Raw genomic sequence first — 16,794 nt, forward strand, 5'->3', positions numbered from 1 at the left:
GAATCGTCAATGTGCGTTGCGCGGGTTCAGGATGTCGCGCAGGTGGTCGCCCACCAGGTTGATGCCGACGATCGCCAGCGCCAGCGCGATGCCGGGGAAGAACGAGATCCAGTAGTTGCCCGACAGCAGGAACTCGTAGCCGTTGGCGATCAGCATGCCGAGCGAGGGTTCGGTCACCGGCACGCCGACGCCGAGGAAGGACAGCGTCGACTCCAGCGCGATGGCATGCGCCAGGTCGATGGTGGCGATCACGATCAGCGGCGGCAGGCAGTTGGGCAGCATATGGCGCAGCAGCACGCGCGGCCAGCCGAGCGACATGCATTGCGCCGCCTCGATGTATTCCTTTGCGCGCTCCACCAGCGCGGCACCGCGCGCGGCCCGCGCGAAATAGGCCCATTGCACGATGACGAGCGCGAGGATCACCTTGTCGACGCCCTTGCCGAGGATGGCCAGCAGGATCAGCGCGACCAGGATCGCCGGGAACGACAGCTGGATGTCGACGATGCGCATCAGCAGCGCATCGATCCACCCGCCGAAGTAGGCCGCCGCCAGCCCGACCGCGCTGCCGATGGCCAGCGCCGCCGCGACCGAGACGCCGCCCACCAGCAGGCTGGTGCGCAGCCCGTAGAGGATGGCCGACAGCAGGTCGCGGGCCTGGCCGTCGGTGCCCAGCCAGTAGGTCATCGTGCCGGCGGCGTCGCGGCTGCCGGGCGGCAGCTTCGAGTCGAAGATGTCGAGCTTGCCGATGTCGTACGGGTTCTGCGGCGCGATCCACGGCGCGAACACGGCGGCGAACAGCGCCAGCGCCAGCAAGGCCAGGCCGAACAGCGCCAGGCGGTCGGCCATGAACTCGCGGCGCAGGCGCTGCCATGGCGTTTCGGGCGGTGGCAGGAGAGCCGATGGCAAGGTGTCGGCCGTCATGCCTTGGCTCCCTGCAACCGCACGCGCGGGTCGAGCACCGAGTAGAGAACGTCCACCAGCAGGTTCAGCATCACGAGGAAGAACACGATCAGGATCAGGTAGGCGACGACCACCGGCCGGTCGAGCGTGATGATCGAGTCGAGCAGCAGCTTGCCCATGCCGGGCCACGCGAAGATGGTCTCGGTGACCACCGCGAACGCGACCACCTGGCCGAACTCCAGCCCGCCCACCGTGACGATCGGCACCATGATGTTCTTCAGCAGGTGCACCCGCAGGATGCGGCTCCAGCCGACGCCCTTGGCGCGCGCGAACTTGATGTAGTCCATCGGCAGCGCCTCGCGCGTGGCGGCGCGCGTCACGCGGATGATCAGCGCGCTCTTCGCGAGCGCGATCGTCACGGCCGGCAGCAGCAGGCGCGACCAGCCGTCGAGCGTCAGCACGCTGAGATCGAGCGGCCCGAGGTGCACCGTGGCGCCGCGCCCGCTCGCCGGCAGCCAGCCGAGCTGCACCGCGAACACCATAATCAGCATCAGCCCGACCCAGAAATTGGGCAGCGAGAAGCCGAGCACCGAGCCGGCCATGATGCCGCGCGCACTCAGCGCCTGCGGCCGCAGGCCTGCCCAGATGCCGAGCGGAATGCCCACCAGCACCGACAGGCCCATCGACACCAGCGCGAGCTCCAGCGTGGCCGGCATGCGCTCCAGGATCAGGCCCATCGCCGACTGCCCGGTCAGGAAGCTCTTGCCGAAATCGAGCCGCAGCGCATGCGACATGAAGATGCCGTACTGCTGCCACAGCGGCTTGTCGAGGCCGAAGCTGGCGCGGATCTCGGCGCGGTCCTGCTCGGTGGCCTCGGCGCTGGCCATCATCGAGACCGGGTCGCCGACCACGTAGAGGCCGACGAAGACCAGGCCCGACATCACGGCCATGACGAGCACCGCCTGCAGCAGGCGGCGGATGATGAAAGCCGACATCAGCGTGGTTCGACTACTTGGCCGRCACCGCGTACTGGACCATCGTCTGCTGGTCGGCGCGGCCCTTGAAGCTGACGTTCTTCTTCATCGCCCACACCGAGTGCTCGAAGTGGATCGGCAGCATCGCGAAATCGGCCATCGCGAGTTCGCTGGCCTTCGCGAGCGTCGCGGCGCGTGCGGCGTCGTCCATCTGGGCGGACGCCTCGGCGACCAGCTTGTCCATCGCCGGGTTCGAGTAGCGGGCGCGGTTGGTGGTGCCCAGGCCCTTGTCCTTGTCGGGCGTGACCAGCAGCGCGATCAGCGTGTTCGACATCTCCCCGGTCGCGGTGCCCCAGCCTGCGAGGTAGGCGCTGTAGGTGTAGGTGTCGCGGTTCTTGAAGAACACGGCCGGCGCGTTGGCATCGATCGAGGTCTTCACGCCGATGCGCGTCCACATGGCGGCCAGCGTCTGCGCCACCTTGCTGTCGTTGATGTAGCGCCCGTTCGGCGTGCCCAGCACCAGCGTGAAGCCGTCGGGGTAGCCGGCCTCCTTCAGCAGCGCCTTGGCCTTCTCGGGATCGGGCTTGGCGGCGGTGACGAGGTTCTTGCTGGCGCCGAACATCGGGTACGGCAGCAGCTGCGCGGCCGGCGTGGCCACGCCGCCCATCGTGCGCGAGACCAGCGCCGTGCGGTCGACGGCGAGCGAGAGCGCTTCGCGCACGCGCTTGTCGAGCAGCGGGTTCTTGCCAATGGGCCCGCCCGCCGCGGCGGTGATGCCCGGCGTGCTGTCGCCGTTCTGGTCGAGCGCCACGTAGATGATGCGGTTCGACGCCTTGGTCTCCACCGTGAGCTTGGGCTCCTTGCGCAGGCGCTCCAGGTCATCGGTCGGCGGATCCTCGGCGAGGTCGACATCGCCGGCGAGCAGCGCGGCGACACGTGCGGCCGGGTTGCTGATCGGGCGGTAGATGACCTTGTCCCACGCCGGTGCCTTGCCCCAGTAGTGCGGGTTGCGCTCGAAGATGATCTCCGAGCCGCGCTTCCACGAGACGAACTTGTACGGGCCGGTGCCCACCAGGCCGGTGCCGGCGTTCAACTCGGTGGTGGTCTTGCCTTCGGGGGCCGAGCCTGCCGCGGCCTTGGCCGACATGATGGGCAGGCCGACCATGTTGATCGCGAGCAGCGGGTACGGCTCGGTGGTGGTGATGCGCACCGTCAGCGGATCGGGGGCCTCGATCTTCTCGACCTTCTGCAGGTAGACCTTGAACGACGACGGGCTGTTGGGCACCTTCGGCACGCGGTCCATCGTGAACAGCACGTCGGCCGCGGTCATCGGCGAGCCGTCGGAGAACTTGACGTTGGGCCGCAGCTTGAAGGTCCAGACCTTGCCGTCGGCCTTCCAGGATTCGGCGAGGCAGGGCTCGGGCTTGAGGTCGGCATCGACGCAGACCAGCGGTTCGAACAGCGTCTGCGAGAGCTGGATGTTCGGCGTCAGCGCGTGGTACTGCGGGTCCATCGAGGTGGGCTCGGTCTTCAGCGCCACCACGAGGTCGCGGGCCGAGGCGCCGCTGGAGAAGGAGGCACCGGCGACGAGCGCGGCGGCGGTCAGCAGGGAGCGGCTGACTTGCCCGAGGGAAATACTTCCTGGCATGTGGGTGCTCTGCAGTACGTGACGATGAAGCTGGGGACGCTAGCAAGAAGCGATCCAAGGGGCAACTCGTCCCTTCCCTACCTTTGTGCCTTGCGCGACTGGCGCGTCACGTACTCGCGCAGCACCCCATCCATGCGTGACTGCCAGCCATCGCCGGTGGCCCGGAAAAACGCCAGCACCTCCTGGCTGTAGCGAACGGACACCAGTTGCTTCGGGTTCTCCACCTTCGGCCGACCGCGCAGGGTTCGCAACGGAACCATGGCCTTCAATTGCTTGGCCGTCAGGGGCTGCGCATCCGGGTCGGCCTTGGCCGCCGCGGTGATGGCTCTGTCTTCTGCTGCAGTCGGAACTGCAATCACGGGTCGCTTAACTGCTTTCGACATAGTGGTTGACCTCCTGGCGATTGGCCCTGCGCAAGCTGATGATGCGCCGCACGTCCCCACGATCGACAAAGGCAACGTAGTAGAGCGTGTTGGTCTCGGGGGCCAGCGCAATCATGCGCAGTTCGAGGTACTCGAAGCGATCGTCGACCCAGACCAGTGCGGCGTCCCAGTCAAGTTCAGCCGCCAAGGCCAGCGAGACACCGTGCTTGGCGTTGTTCTCGCGGTCCTTGGACGGATCGAACTCGATTCGCATCATTTACTGTAGCTACAGTAAATATGAATGTCAAACGGATTTCTCATCGGATGACCGAGCATTCGGGCCGCTCGCCGACCCGCCATCGGCGACCTGCTCGCGCAGGGCATCACCGACGCGTCGGTTTTCTACAAGATCGCCCGGCAGCGTTGCGAGACAGTGAAGGCCTCCCCACTGACCACCACCAGGAGCCACGATGAACACCACGAACACCACGATCCGCCCGTTCCGCATCGAGATCGCGCAAGCGCAGATCCTCGACCTGCAGCGCCGCCTCGCGGCCACGCGCTGGCCGCAACCGGTGGACCCGGGCTTCGGCCATGGCCAGTCGCTGGCGCTGGTGCGCGAGCTGGCCGCGTACTGGGCCGACGGATTCGACTGGCGCGCACAAGAGGCGCGCTTGAACCGCCATCCGCAGTTCATCACCGAGATCGACGGCCAGACCGTCCACTTCATCCACGTGAAGTCGAAGGAGCCCAACGCCTTCCCGTTGATCCTGACGCATGGCTGGCCCAGCTCGCCGGCAGAGTACCTGGACCTGATCGGCCCGCTCACCGACCCGCGCGGCCACGGCCTCGATGCGTCGATCGCGTTCGACCTGGTGATCCCGTCGGTGCCGGGCATGGGGCTGTCGTCGCCGCTCGCCGCCACCGGCTGGGACGCGGCCCGCACCGCGGCGGCCTGGGACACGCTGATGAAGCGCCTGGGCTACACCCGCTATGGCGCGCAAGGCGGCGACGTGGGCGCGCTGATCGCGCGCGAGCTGGGCATCCTCGCGCCCGCGGGCCTGGCCGGCGTCCACCTGCAGCAGGTGTTCGCCTTCCCCAACGGCAGCCCCGGCGAGATGGACGGGCTGTCCGCGTTCGAGATGGAAGGCTTCAAGACCCTGGAGTACTTCCGCAAGTACGCCGGCTACGTCGACATCCAGTCCAAGCGCCCCGGCACGCTGGCCTACGGGCTGGTCGATTCGCCGGTCGCCCTGCTGTCATGGAATGCCGAGCTGTTCTTCGGCTTCGAAGGGGAACGCGTCGCCGAGGTCGACCGCGATCGCTTCCTGACGCACGTGTCGCTCTACTGGTTCACCGGCACCGGCGGGCAGGCCGCGGAGTTCTATCGGGCCAACGCCGCCAGCGGTGCCGGCTACCGCGAGCTGCCCAACCCCACGCCGACCGCCGTGGCCGTGTTCCCGAATGACTTCCGCTCGGTCCGCAACTTCGTGGCCCGCTCCCACACCCGGGTGCTACAGTGGTCCGAGATGCCGCGCGGCGGCCATTTCGCCAACGAGACCGACCCCGACCTCGTCGCCGATGACCTGCGCCGCTTCTTCGTCGGACTGCAGGCGCAAGATGCCCCTCACGGAAGCAACGATCACTGAGGAAGAGCGCACGGCGGACTCGCCCCTGGTGGCGAAGGTCCGCAGTGCCCGCTACAGCGGCGACACGCGCGAAGTGGCCCTGCCCGACGGCTCCTGGGACCTGCTGTTCGTGCGCCGCGGCGGCGGCCCGCTGATGGTCATCCAGACCGGGCAGATCGCGGCGCCGCTGCCCGTGGACAGCCGGGCCGGCGACGAGATGCTGACGATCGCCTTCAAGCCCGAGGTCTACATGCCCCGCCTGCCGGGGCGATTGACGTTCAACCAGGGCGTGCCGTGCCCGGTCGAGGCGGATCGCAGTTTCTGGATCGGCCCCGAACGTTTCGAGGTGCCCCGCTTCGACAACGTCGAAGCGTTCGTGTCCGCGCTGGCGCGCAAGGGCCTGCTGGAGCGTGACCCGGTGGTCTCGCGGGCGCTGCAGGGCGCGCGCCAGCGGCTCGACGAGCGCAGCATCCAGCGCCACTTCGCAGAAGTGACCGGCCTCGGCCTGAAGGCCTTCCGGCAGATCGCCCGGGCCCACGAGGCCGCGCGGCTGCTGCGCCTGGGACAGGCGCCGTCGCAGGTCGCCGCCGAACTCGAATTCACCGACCAGGCCCACCTGACACATTCGCTGAAGCGATTCCTCGGGCAGACCCCGCGGCAGATCGCCAGGCCATGAGGAGATGACCATGCGCATCGCATTCCGCCTGCTGGCCCGCCCGCTGTTCTGCATGTTGTTCGCGGCGCACCTGGGCGCCTCGGCGGTGGAGATCGTGCGCATTCCGAAACCCGAGTTCGAGGGGGACCGCCGCTACGACTACCCGCTGCAACTGCTGCAGCTCGCGCTGTCGAAGAGCGGCACCGAGTACCGGATCCAGACGGCCGAGATCGCGATGAACCAGGAGCGGCAGGTGCTGGAAATCGAGGCCGGCCGGACGATCGACGTCGGCCCGATCCCCAGTTCCGCCGAACGCGAGGCGCGCCTGCTGCCGATCTACATCCCGATCAACAAGGGCCTGCTCGGCTGGCGCCTGGGCCTGATCCGCAAGGGCGAGCAGGGCCTGGTGGCCGGCGTCAACACGCTGGACGACCTGAAGCGGCTGCGGCTCGCGCAGGGACAGGAGTGGCCGGACACGCAGATCCTGCGCGCCAACGGCATCGACGTGATCACGGCGCCGAAGTACGAAGGCCTGTTCAAGATGCTCACCGGCAAGCGCTTCGACTACTTCCCGCGCAGCATGATGGAGATCTGGGACGAGCAGGCCCTCAATGCCGAGACGCTGGAAGTGGAGCCGCACCTCGCCCTGCACTACTTCTACGACTCCTACTTCATGGTGAACCGACAGAACACCAGGCTCGCGAAAGACATCCGCGACGGGCTGGAGAAAGCCATCGCCGACGGCTCGTTCGACAAGGTCTTCCAGGACTACTTCGGCGAGCGGCTGCGCAAGGCACGGCTGGACAAGCGCACGGTGATCGAGCTGCGCAACCCGCTGCTGACGCCGGGAACGCCGTCGAACCGGCCGGAGCTGTGGTACGACGCCAAGCGCGGCCGCTGAAGCTCGCACCGAGGCCGGCGTTCAGCCCAGCGCCACCAGCTCGGCCATGACCGGGCGAAGCAGCCGGTCGACGTTGCGCAGCAGCGGCTCGAGGCCGGCGTCGTCGAGCTCGTCCAGGCAGGCGCGCTCCAGTTCCGTCGCCGCCTGGTGGACGCCCCGCACGGCCAGCGTGCCGGCGACGTTCTTCAGGTCGTGCGCCATGCGCATCGCGGTCGCCGTGTCGCCGCTCGCGCGGGCGGCCCGGAAGCGTTGCGCGAAGTCCGTCTCCCGGTCGCGGAACATGCGCATCAGGCGCAGGTACAGGTCTTCGTCGCCCATCGTGGCGGCGATGCCGGCCGGGCGGTCGATCGACGGGGGGTCGTCGGGCGCCGCGGCCGGGTGGATCCAGCGCGCGAGGGTGGCGAAGAGTTCGTTCACGTTGATCGGCTTGGCGACGTGGTCGTTCATGCCGGCGGCCAGCACCTTGTCGCGGTCGCCGACCAGCGCGTTGGCGGTCATCGCGATCACCGGCAGATCGCGCCACTGCGGCTGCTGGCGCAGCGCGCGCGTGGCGGCGTAGCCGTCCATCACCGGCATCTGGCAGTCCATCAGCACGCCGTCGAAACGCTGGCGCGCCAGCATCGCCAGCGCCTCGCGGCCGTCGCAGGCCACGCTGACCGTGATGTCGGCATCGCCCAGCACGCTCAAGGCGATCTCGCGGTTGATCGCGTTGTCCTCCACCAGCAGGATGTGCGCGCCGCGCAGGTGCGCCTGGTGCCCGAGCAAGGCCTCCTGGCGCTGCATCGCGCGCGGTGCGCGCGCCCGTGCCAGCCCCAGCGCCTCGCCGCAGGCGTCGAACAGCGACGAGGGCGTGACCGGCTTCGTCAGCAGCGCGCCGACGCTGACCTGCTGCTGCACCAGCTGCCGCTGCGCATCATCGCGGCTGAAAGCCGTCACCATCAGCACGGTGGGCGCCGCATGGCGCCGGCCTTCCTCCTGGCCCAGCAGGCGCGCGCATTCGACGCCGTCGAGCCCGGGCATCTTCCAGTCGAGCAGCACCAGCCCGTAGGGCCGGTCGTCGGCGTCCGCCCGCTGCGCCATCTGCAAGGCGGCACGGCCATCGGCGGCGGTGTCGACGTCGAGGCCGAGCGATGTGCACATGCCGGCCAGCAGCTCGCGCGCGCTGGCGTTGTCGTCGACCACCAGCGCGCGGCGGCCGGGCAGGCTGCCTTCGCGCGACGGTGCCTCGGCCGGCTCGGGCTGCAGGCCGAAGCGCAGCGTGAAGTGGAAGCTGCTGCCGCGGCCCGGCGCGCTGTCGACGCTGATCTCGCCGCCCATCAGCTGCACCAGGTGGCGGCTGATCGACAACCCGAGGCCGGTGCCGCCATAGCGCCGGCTGGTCGACGAGTCGGCCTGCGTGAAGGGCTGGAACAGGCGCTGCCGCTCGTCGGGCGTCATGCCGATGCCGGTGTCGCGCACCTCGAAGCGCAGGTCGATGCAGTGCGCCTCGCGCCCGGCGACCGCGATCGCGACGATCACCTCGCCGCACTCGGTGAACTTGACGGCGTTGTTGCACAGGTTGAGCAACACCTGGCGCAGCCTCGACGGGTCGCCCACCAGGGCGTGCGGCAGCTGCGGCGGCAGCGCGAACAGCAGCTCCAGGCCCTTCTGCTCGGCGTTCATGCCGACCAGGTGGCCCAGCCCCTCCATCACGTCGCCGAGGTTGAACGCGATGGCCTCGATGTCGAGCTTGCCGGCCTCGATCTTCGAGAAGTCGAGGATGTCGTTGATGATGCCGAGCAGCGATTCGGCCGCGCCGTGGATCTTCTGCACGTAGTTCAGCTGCTGCGGGTTGAGACCGCTCTGCAGCGCCAGGTACGACATGCCGAGGATGGCGTTCATCGGCGTGCGGATCTCGTGGCTCATGTTGGCCAGGAAGTCGCTCTTGGCCTGGTTGGCCGCTTCGGCCACCTGGCGTGCCACCCGGTCGGCCTCGGCCTGCTGGCGCTGCGTGATGTCGCGGGCGATGCCGACCGTGCCGGTGACGCGGCCGTCGCGGTCGCGCAGCGCGGTCTTGATGGTCTCCACCAGGGTGATGCCGCCGTCGAGGCGCACGTGCCGTTCCTCGATGCGCTTGCTGGCGTTCGACGCCATCACCTCGGCGTCGTCGAGCCGGTAGCCGCGGCTGAGCTCCGGTGGATGGACGTCGAAGTCGGTCTTGCCGATCATCTGGCCCGGCCCCTCGAAGCCGAGCGTGGTGATGAGCGCGCGGTTGACGGCGACGTAGCGGCCGCCGGCGTCCTTGACCCACGCCAGGTCCGGGATGTTGTCGAGGATGGTCGCCATGCGGGCGTTGGCGTTGGCCAGCTCCGCGGCATGCTGTGCTTGCCGCTCGCGCATCGCGTTCAGGGCATCGACCAGCTGGTCGAGCTCGTCGCCCTTGACCTGCTGGCGCCGCAGCTGCAGCGGCGGCGCTTCCACCTGCGGGTTGACGCTGCCGATCGATGCGGCGATGTCCAGCAGGTGGCGCGTCGCGAGCCGGTGCACGACGAACAGGATGAAGAACGCGACCAGGAAGGTCTTGGCGGCATTGCTGAGCAGGATGACGAAGGCCTGGGTCGCCAGCTCGCGATAGATGTCGGCCAGCGTCGCCTCGACGCGCAGCACGCCGATGACCTCCGGGTGCTGGCCGCAGCAGGCGAGCGGGAACTCCTTCACCACCGAGCGGCTGGCCTGTCGCTCGCCGCGCAGCACCGTCAGCGAATGGGCGGACGACGCCGTCTCGCGCACCTCGGCCGCGCGAATGGACGGCAGCCGCACGATGCCTTCGAGCTGCTCCTCGAGCTGCTTGGAGTCCAGCGCCCACAGGCTTTCGCTGAGGCTGCGCGAGCTGGCCTGGTCGATCTCGCCGAAGCGGCTTTCCAGGCGCGCCCGCTCGCTGCGGTAGCTGAGGGTGAGCTGCAGGATGGTCAGCACCAGCGTGACCACGGTGCTGAACACCAGCACCCGCACCAGCAGCGCGATCGCGATGCCGCCGCCCGGGATCCGCGACACGGAAGCCAGCCAGCCGCGCCGCTGGGGTGGGGAGTCCGACGCAGGTGCTTTGGGGGTCATCGGTGAACTCGCTCGGCCCGCCGGATCAGGCGGAGGTTCCGGCTTGGGTCGAGCATAGTCCAATGCAGCCTGCGCACGCTGCCGTACGCGGGCTTCCCTGCCCCCGGGTTCTCCCGGGGAAGGACCTTCATGCAGGGGATCAGGATGCGAACAGCCCTGCCACCTGGTCGGCGGTCATCGCGTTGCGGTAGAGGCGGAAGTCGTCGATCAGGCCATCCAGGTACGGATCGGTGCCGGACTGGGAGCGCCCCAGCCAGTTCCGGCCGGTATCGCCCAGCCGAAAGGGGGCGAAGGGCATGTCGGCGATGCTTCCGGTCGCGACACCATCCACGTAGAGCGTCTGGGTCGTGCCGGACAAGGTGACGACGATGTGCGTCCAGACGCCGGTCGGCAGCACCGCGGTGTCGATGCTGCGCTCGTTGTGGCTGCCGCTGACGGTGGTCGAAAGCCGCGCGGTCGCGCCGGCACTGGCCCTCAGCGTCATGTAGCGTCCGGTGCCCGTCCCGAAGTCGAACACGCGAGCGTTCCGGGTGGCTGCGTTCCATTTCAGCCAGACCGAGAGCGTGAAGTCGGAGAGGTCCTCGACGAGCTTGTCGGGCAGGCTGACATGGCCGGTGACGCCATCAAGCGAGACGGCGCCGCCCACGCGTCCCGCGACGAAGCTCGCACCGCCGACCAGGGTGCCCGTGTGGCCGTTGCCCGTCGCGTCGGCCGCACTGTTGCCGCTCGTCTCGTCGAACTGCAGCCGCGTGTGCAATTGCAGGTCGGTCGTGGCCGTGACGAAGCCTGACGCGGCGCTCTCTCCGGTCGCCGTCGTCGCGGTGACGACGTAGTACCAGGTTCCGGCCGCGACGTCCGCGTCGGTGTAGGTCAGCAGATCGGCGATGCCGGTGGCAAGCGTCGTGAACGTCCCGCACGCCGACGCCGCGCGCTTGACGTTGTAGCTGAGCCCCTCGGCGCATCCCCACCACGACAGGATCACCGAGCCGGCGCTCGAGCGCGCGGTGAGACCGCTGGGCGCGAGCCCGCTCACCAGCGCATCGCGCGTGCAGGTGAGCGTGCCGTACCCGAGCTGGTCGAAGCCGGTGCTGTTGGGCCCGTAGTTGCCGCCGCCGCCCTCGGGCGCAACCAGCGCCGCGAACTTCTGCGTGTACGGCGCGGCCAGGCCCCTGCGCTTCACATAGTGGTTGAACACCAGCGCCCACGCGGGACGCACCGAGCCCTGCGATCCCGTTGAAAGGACGGCCTGGTCGACGTTGTCGGCATTGTTGTAGGCCAGGTAAGGCACGCCGTAGTAGCTCGTGCCCGACTCGATCAGGTTGGCCTTGGCGACGTACTCGGCGCCGGCCAGGAAGCGGTTGTTGTCGAAGCCGTAGAGATCGATGCCCTGGTTCCAGGCCATCTCGCAGATCGGACCCATCAGCGCGATGCCCAGCGTGTTGTGCGCCTGGTCGCGACCGCTCTCCTGCCATTGGCCGAGGTTGCCGTCATGCAGGAAGTACACGGCCTGCGCGATCGCGCCGTTGCCGGCACCGGTCTTGAAATAGGTGACGGCCTCCTCGAACATGCCGTGGTCGTCGCACAGCACGCCGATCGCCATGATCGCGGCCATGTTGCACAGGTCCCAGTTGGCCCAGTAGTGCGTGATGTCGGCCCCGTTGTGATCCGCGAGGAAGCTGCTGCACACCGGGTAGAACACGGTGCGCATGTAGTTCTGGAACGCGGCGAAATCGGCGGCAGCCCAGCCGGAATAGCTGCGCATGATCTCGGCCGCATTGGCAAACTCGTGGCCGTACAGGCCCGACGCCAGGAAGCGGTTCGAATCACCCCCGATGGCGGTCATCGTCGTCGCCCATGCGTTCATGATCCGCACGGCCTTGTTGGCGCAATCAACGTCGCCGGACACCTTCCAGCGCAGTGCGCAGGCATAGGCCGCGGCGATGTCACGCGCCAGGATCATGTAGTTCTCGTCGTGCGTGCCGTCATTGCCTCGGTAGAGGGTCGGCTGCGGATCGGGCAGGCCCGTCGGGCTCGCGTAGCGGTTGGCCACCAGCACCTTCCAGTCGTCGATCCACGGTGACGCATTCGCGGCGACTTTCGCGGCCATGCGATCGAAGTCGGCCTGCGTGTGCAGCAGGCCCGGGTGCACGAAACTCGCCGCGGCCGACCCGCTGCCGGTCGCCGTGGCGCCCGCAGCGCAGGTGCCGTCATCCGGGCCTGCGGACCCGGCATCGGTGCCGCCCCCTCCGCCCCCTCCGCACGCCTGCAGCGCCAGCGCAGCCATGCTGACCAGGAAGGTGCGCCGGGACGAGGGTGAGAAATCAGCTGGGGTCTTCGAGTCGGCGGGCCGGTGCATCCGAAGAATCTAGGACCGCTCGCCTTCGAAGTCATGATCAAAGGATGATGGGGCCATCAGGCCGATCGGATGAGCGCCTGCGCTTCCTCCATCATTTCCCGCACGATCTCGCCGGCCGGTTGCACCCGCTTGATGAACTTCACGCTCTCCGAGCCGGCCGGCAGCCCCATCTCCTCGAAGTCCCCGGTCGTCTCCGGCGTCGGCACGATGGCGCTGAACTTGGGCATGCTGTAGTTCTGCTTCAGCGTCAGCGGGAACAGCAGCGTGCTGCCGATGACCGCGGGCGGCGGCGGCGGGTTCGGCACCTGCCCTTCCCTGCCGGCCCATTCATCGACGACCCGGTTGCGCAGCACGCGGTACGGCCGCCCGGGGTACTCCGGCCCGAACAGCGTGGTCGTGACCGTGGCGTGCCCCCGGGCTTCGACGATGCGGCGCTTGTACTCCGGATGCGCATGGGCCTCGCTCGACGCGACAAGGCGCGTGCCCACCCAGACGCCATCGGCCCCGTGGGACAAGGCGTCGACCACCCCCTGGCCATCGGCAATGCCGCCCGAGGCCAGCACCATCAACGGCCGCACGGCCTGGACCACCTGCTGCAGCAGCTTGAGCGTGCGCGTGCCGCTCTTGTTGTGCCCGCCCGCCTGCGAGCCCTGGGCGATCACCGCATCCATCCCGACGGCTGCCGCCTCCAGCGCCTGCGGCACCGAGGCCACCTGCATCCACACCCGGGCCCCCGCCGCATGCAGCCGATCGACCCAGGCCCGCGGCGGCACGTTCATGTGGAACACCACCAGGCGCACCCGCTCGACGATGCAGACATCGATGTGCGCCTCCGTCACCAGCGGTCCGAACGCCGAGTCGTCGAAGATGAAATCCACGCCGAAGGGCCGCGCCGTCATGGCCTTGATCGACTGGATCAGCGCCTGCGTGCCGGGCGGCGGCTCGATGCCGTTGCCCAGCACGCCGATGCCGCCGGCGTTCGACACCGCCGCCACCAGCGACGGCAGCGCGACGAAGCCCATGCCGGCACCGACGAAGGGATGGCGCACGCCGTAGCCGCGCGTGAGCCGGGTGTCGAGGCTGGGCGGGTGGTGGCCACCGGAGGACAGCGCGGGCTCGGCCCGGGCCGGCTCGGCAGCCAACGCCGATCCGCCCAGGCCGGACAACAGCAGCTGGCGCCGGCGCTGCGACGCGATGTCATGGCTCATGGAGGCTCTCCCTGCAAGCGCCTCATTCTGCGCACGCCGCGGAGCAGCGCCATCCACACGAATGACGACGAGCGCACCGGCGCCGGCAACGACACCCTGCTGGGCGGCGCCGGCAACGACGTGCTGCGCGGCGACTCGGGTGCCGACCTGTTCCGCTGGGAGTTCGCCGACCGCGGCAGCGCCGGTGCGCCGGCGGCCGACGTCGTGATGGACTTCGACGTCCGGGCCGCCCGACCGGGTTGCGCCTCGCCTCTCACTCCGTCATCACCACGACCACGCGCGCGTCCGCCTTGCCGGTGGACAGGTACACGTGGCCGACGCCGCTGTCGAAATACGCCGACTCCTGGCGCGCGAGGTCAACCACCTCGCCGGTCTCGAAGTGGATGCGCACGCGGCCCGACAGCACCATCACGAACTCCTGCCCCGGGTGGCGGATGTAGTCGGGGAACTGCGCCATCTGCCGCGCGACGATGATGCCGTGCAGCGGCGTCATGCGCTTGGCCGGGAAGCCGGTGGCGAGCATGCGGTAGTCGTAGTTCTCTGCGTCGTAGCGGGGTGCCGCGTCCAGCGTCGTGCGCACGACCACCGGCCGGCGGCCCGCGGCCGGCGCCGCTTCGGCGAGCGGATCGAACAGCGACGCGATGTCCACCTCGAGAGCGCGCGCGACCGCCGCGAACTTCTCGTAGCTCACCGAGATCTGCCCGAGCTCGATCTTCGACAGGGTCGACAGCGCGACGCCCGAACGGGTGGACAGCGCTTGCAGCGTCAGCCCGTGCCGCTTGCGGATGGCCCGCAGGCGCTCGCCGACACGCTCGCGGTCGGGCAAGGCGGCTGCTGTCGTGCGAGCGGGCGGACGACTCGTCGTTCGAAGCTTGGGCATCGTTTCTCTTGCGGGGGTTGCCGGCATGATTCTCGCATGTGAGAATTCTCGTATGAGAGAATTTGACCTCGCCATCGTCGGCGCCGGCATCGCCGGTGCGTCGCTTGCCTGGCAGCTGGCCGCTGAACGCAGCGTGCTGCTGCTGGAGCGCGAAACCCAGCCCGGCTACCACGCCACCGGCCGGTCGGCGGCCATGTTCATGGAGAGCTACGGCCCGCCGGCCGTGCGTGCGCTCACGCGGGCCAGCCGGGCGTTCTACGAGACGCCACCGGACGGTTTCGCCTCCGCCCCGCTGCTGGCGCCGCGCGGCGTGCTCTACCTCGCCACGCACGGCCAGCAGGCCCTGCTGGACGCCATGCAGCGCACGCTGGCGGCCAGCGGCAGCGTGCTCGAGCGGATCGATGCCGGTGCGGCGCTGGCCCGCGTCGGCTGCCTGCGGCCCGACGTGGTGCACGCAGCGCTCTACGAGCCCGGTGCGCAGGACATCGACGTGAACGCACTGCACCAGGGCTTCCTGCGCGGCATGCGCGCCCGCGGCGGCGAGCTCCGCACCGGCGCGGAGGTCATCGCCGCGCAGCGCAGCAACGAGCGCTGGACGCTGCGCCTGGCCGACGGCGAGGCCGTGCAGGCACGGGCCGTGGTCGATGCCGCGGGCGCCTGGGCCGACGACGTGGCGGCCGTGTTCGGTGCGGCGCCGGTCGGCCTGGTGCCGCACCGGCGCAGCGCCTTCACGTTCAAGGCACCCGAAGGCTCGGACGTGTCGGGCTGGCCGGCCGTGGTCGGTGTCGACGAAAGCTACTACTTCAAGCCCGACGCCGGCCGGCTGCTCGGCTCGCCTGCCAATGCCGACCCGACCGTTCCGCACGACGTGGTGCCCGAGGAGCTCGACATCGCGCTGGGCATCCACCAGATCGAAGCCGTCACGACGCTGACGATCCGCCGGCCCGCCAGCACCTGGGCCGGCCTGCGCTCGTTCGTGCGCGACGGCGAGCCGGTGATCGGCTGGGACGAGCACTGCCCCGGATTCTTCTGGCTCGCCGGCCAGGGCGGCTACGGCATCCAGAGCGCGGCCGGCGCCGCGGCGCTGGCCGCCTCGCTGCTGCGCGGCACCGCCCTGCCGCCCGACCTGGTGCAACAGGGCATCGACGTGCACGCCCTGGCGCCGCAACGTCTGCGCTGACCCCCTTCTCCTTCCGAAAGGATCGCCCATGTCGAGAACCACCACCCGCCTCGCCCCGCTGTTCGCTGTCTTGCTCGGTGTCCTGGGATGCGGCCCGGCATGGGCGGCCGGCTATCCCGAGAAGCCGCTGACGCTCGTCGTGCCCTTCCCGCCGGGGGGTGCGACCGACACGATCGCCCGCGTCGTCGCGAAGGGCATGGGACAGCGGCTCGCCCAGACCGTCATCGTCGACAACAAGGCCGGTGCCGGCACCACGATCGGCGCGGGCGCGGTGGCCCAGGCGGCCCCCGACGGCTACACGCTGYTGATCAGCTCCAACACCACCTTCACGGTCAACCCGGCGCTGAAGGCCAAGCTGCCGTACGACGCACAGAAGAGCTTCGAATCGATCGGCCTGATCGGCACCTCGCCGCTGGTGCTGCTGGCCAACCCGTCGCTGCCGGCCCGCAGCGTGAAGGAGCTGGTCGCGCTCGCCAAGGCGCAGCCCGGCAAGCTGGCCTACGCATCGTTCGGCAACGGCACCACCTCGCACCTGGCCGGCGAGATGTTCAAGCTGGCCACGGGCGTCGACATCCTGCATGTGCCATACAAGGGCAGCTCGCCGGCGATGACGGACCTGATCGGCGGCCAGGTGGCCCTGAGCTTCGACACCAACGTGGCCGCCCTGCCGATGCTGCGGGCCGGCCATGTGAAGGCGCTGGCTGTCACGTCGGCGCGGCGCTCGCCCTCGCTGCCGCAGGTGCCGACCGTCGCCGAGGCCGGCTACCCCGGCTTCGAGATGCTGCCGTGGATCACCATCGTCGCGCCGCGCGGGCTGCCGCCCGCCGTGCAGAAGACGCTGGGCAAGGCGCTCGCCGACACGCTGGCGGACGCCGCCATCCGCGCCGATCTCGAGAAGGCCGGCGTCGACGTGTCGTACGAGCCGGGCTCGTTCTACGATGCGCGCGTGGCGAAGGAGCTGCCGCTGCTGCGAGCCTACGTTCACAAGGCCAACATTCCGCTGGAGTGA

14 protein-coding genes and 1 pseudogene are annotated in these 16,794 nt (G+C 69.3%); 6 read left to right on the top strand and 9 right to left on the bottom strand.

What is annotated here, in order from left to right; translation table 11 throughout:
- Positions 1-6 precede the first annotated feature (6 nt).
- The 5 genes from AC1D1T_RS03175 to AC1D1T_RS03195 all read right to left on the bottom strand — a co-directional run bounded on the left by AC1D1T_RS03175 (position 7) and on the right by AC1D1T_RS03195 (position 4,158).
- On the bottom strand, positions 7-921 hold the full coding sequence (locus AC1D1T_RS03175; RefSeq protein WP_047509504.1) for an ABC transporter permease: 915 nt from the start codon (positions 919-921) through the stop codon (positions 7-9).
- A complete protein-coding gene (locus AC1D1T_RS03180; RefSeq protein WP_477828253.1) occupies positions 918-1,895 on the bottom strand; it encodes an ABC transporter permease in 978 nt (325 codons plus the stop codon). Before AC1D1T_RS03180 ends, AC1D1T_RS03175 begins: the two co-directional genes overlap by 4 nt.
- A gap of 13 nt (positions 1,896-1,908) precedes the next feature.
- A complete protein-coding gene (locus AC1D1T_RS03185) occupies positions 1,909-3,522 on the bottom strand; it encodes an ABC transporter substrate-binding protein (RefSeq protein ID WP_477991378.1) in 1,614 nt (537 codons plus the stop codon).
- A gap of 77 nt (positions 3,523-3,599) precedes the next feature.
- Positions 3,600-3,881, bottom strand: coding sequence for a BrnA antitoxin family protein (locus AC1D1T_RS03190; protein WP_465114734.1), 282 nt, complete (start codon positions 3,879-3,881; stop codon positions 3,600-3,602).
- A 7-nt stretch (positions 3,882-3,888) separates the two neighbouring features.
- The gene (locus AC1D1T_RS03195) at positions 3,889-4,158 is read right to left on the bottom strand and encodes a BrnT family toxin (RefSeq protein WP_047509568.1); all 270 of its coding nucleotides are present in this window, start codon (positions 4,156-4,158) and stop codon (positions 3,889-3,891) included.
- 196 nt (positions 4,159-4,354) lie between these two features.
- Between AC1D1T_RS03195 and AC1D1T_RS03200 the strand changes: the two genes are divergently transcribed.
- From AC1D1T_RS03200 to AC1D1T_RS03210, 3 genes are read left to right on the top strand one after another with little or no spacing between them, the layout of a single operon-like run.
- The gene (locus AC1D1T_RS03200; protein ID WP_477991380.1) at positions 4,355-5,533 is read left to right on the top strand and encodes an epoxide hydrolase family protein; all 1,179 of its coding nucleotides are present in this window, start codon (positions 4,355-4,357) and stop codon (positions 5,531-5,533) included.
- Positions 5,466-6,188: a helix-turn-helix domain-containing protein gene (locus AC1D1T_RS03205; RefSeq protein WP_477827093.1), complete on the top strand. Its 723-nt coding sequence runs from the start codon at positions 5,466-5,468 to the stop codon at positions 6,186-6,188. Before AC1D1T_RS03200 ends, AC1D1T_RS03205 begins: the two co-directional genes overlap by 68 nt.
- A gap of 10 nt (positions 6,189-6,198) precedes the next feature.
- Positions 6,199-7,068 carry a substrate-binding periplasmic protein gene (locus AC1D1T_RS03210; protein ID WP_477827094.1) on the top strand — a complete coding sequence of 290 codons (870 nt, stop codon included), beginning with the start codon at positions 6,199-6,201 and terminating at the stop codon, positions 7,066-7,068.
- Between the two features lie 21 nt (positions 7,069-7,089).
- On the opposite strand, the gene AC1D1T_RS03215 is transcribed toward AC1D1T_RS03210, so the two are convergent.
- From AC1D1T_RS03215 to AC1D1T_RS03225, 3 genes are all read right to left on the bottom strand, one after another.
- Entirely contained in the window at positions 7,090-10,101 is a 3,012-nt protein-coding gene (locus AC1D1T_RS03215) for a response regulator (RefSeq protein WP_477991382.1), read from the bottom strand.
- A 199-nt stretch (positions 10,102-10,300) separates the two neighbouring features.
- Positions 10,301-12,445, bottom strand: coding sequence for a LamG-like jellyroll fold domain-containing protein (locus tag AC1D1T_RS03220; protein ID WP_477991384.1), 2,145 nt, complete (start codon positions 12,443-12,445; stop codon positions 10,301-10,303).
- 128 nt (positions 12,446-12,573) lie between these two features.
- Entirely contained in the window at positions 12,574-13,725 is a 1,152-nt protein-coding gene (locus AC1D1T_RS03225; RefSeq protein WP_477826013.1) for an NAD(P)H-dependent flavin oxidoreductase, read from the bottom strand.
- Between AC1D1T_RS03225 and AC1D1T_RS03230 the strand changes: the two are divergent.
- A pseudogene (locus tag AC1D1T_RS03230) lies at positions 13,717-13,863 on the top strand (hypothetical protein); the annotation flags it as partial. The gene AC1D1T_RS03225 and the pseudogene AC1D1T_RS03230 sit on opposite strands and share 9 nt — an antisense overlap.
- Positions 13,864-13,978: 115 nt before the next feature.
- Here the strand turns inward: AC1D1T_RS03230 and AC1D1T_RS03235 are convergent.
- Positions 13,979-14,605, bottom strand: a complete 627-nt coding sequence (locus AC1D1T_RS03235; RefSeq protein ID WP_477826012.1) for a helix-turn-helix domain-containing protein — start codon at positions 14,603-14,605, stop codon at positions 13,979-13,981.
- 52 nt (positions 14,606-14,657) lie between these two features.
- Between AC1D1T_RS03235 and AC1D1T_RS03240 the strand changes: the two genes are divergently transcribed.
- A complete protein-coding gene (locus AC1D1T_RS03240) occupies positions 14,658-15,785 on the top strand; it encodes an NAD(P)/FAD-dependent oxidoreductase (protein WP_477842105.1) in 1,128 nt (375 codons plus the stop codon).
- A 28-nt stretch (positions 15,786-15,813) separates the two neighbouring features.
- The gene (locus AC1D1T_RS03245) at positions 15,814-16,794 is read left to right on the top strand and encodes a Bug family tripartite tricarboxylate transporter substrate binding protein (protein ID WP_477826010.1); all 981 of its coding nucleotides are present in this window, start codon (positions 15,814-15,816) and stop codon (positions 16,792-16,794) included.

Source organism: Rhizobacter sp. P2_H3 (assembly GCF_056403355.1).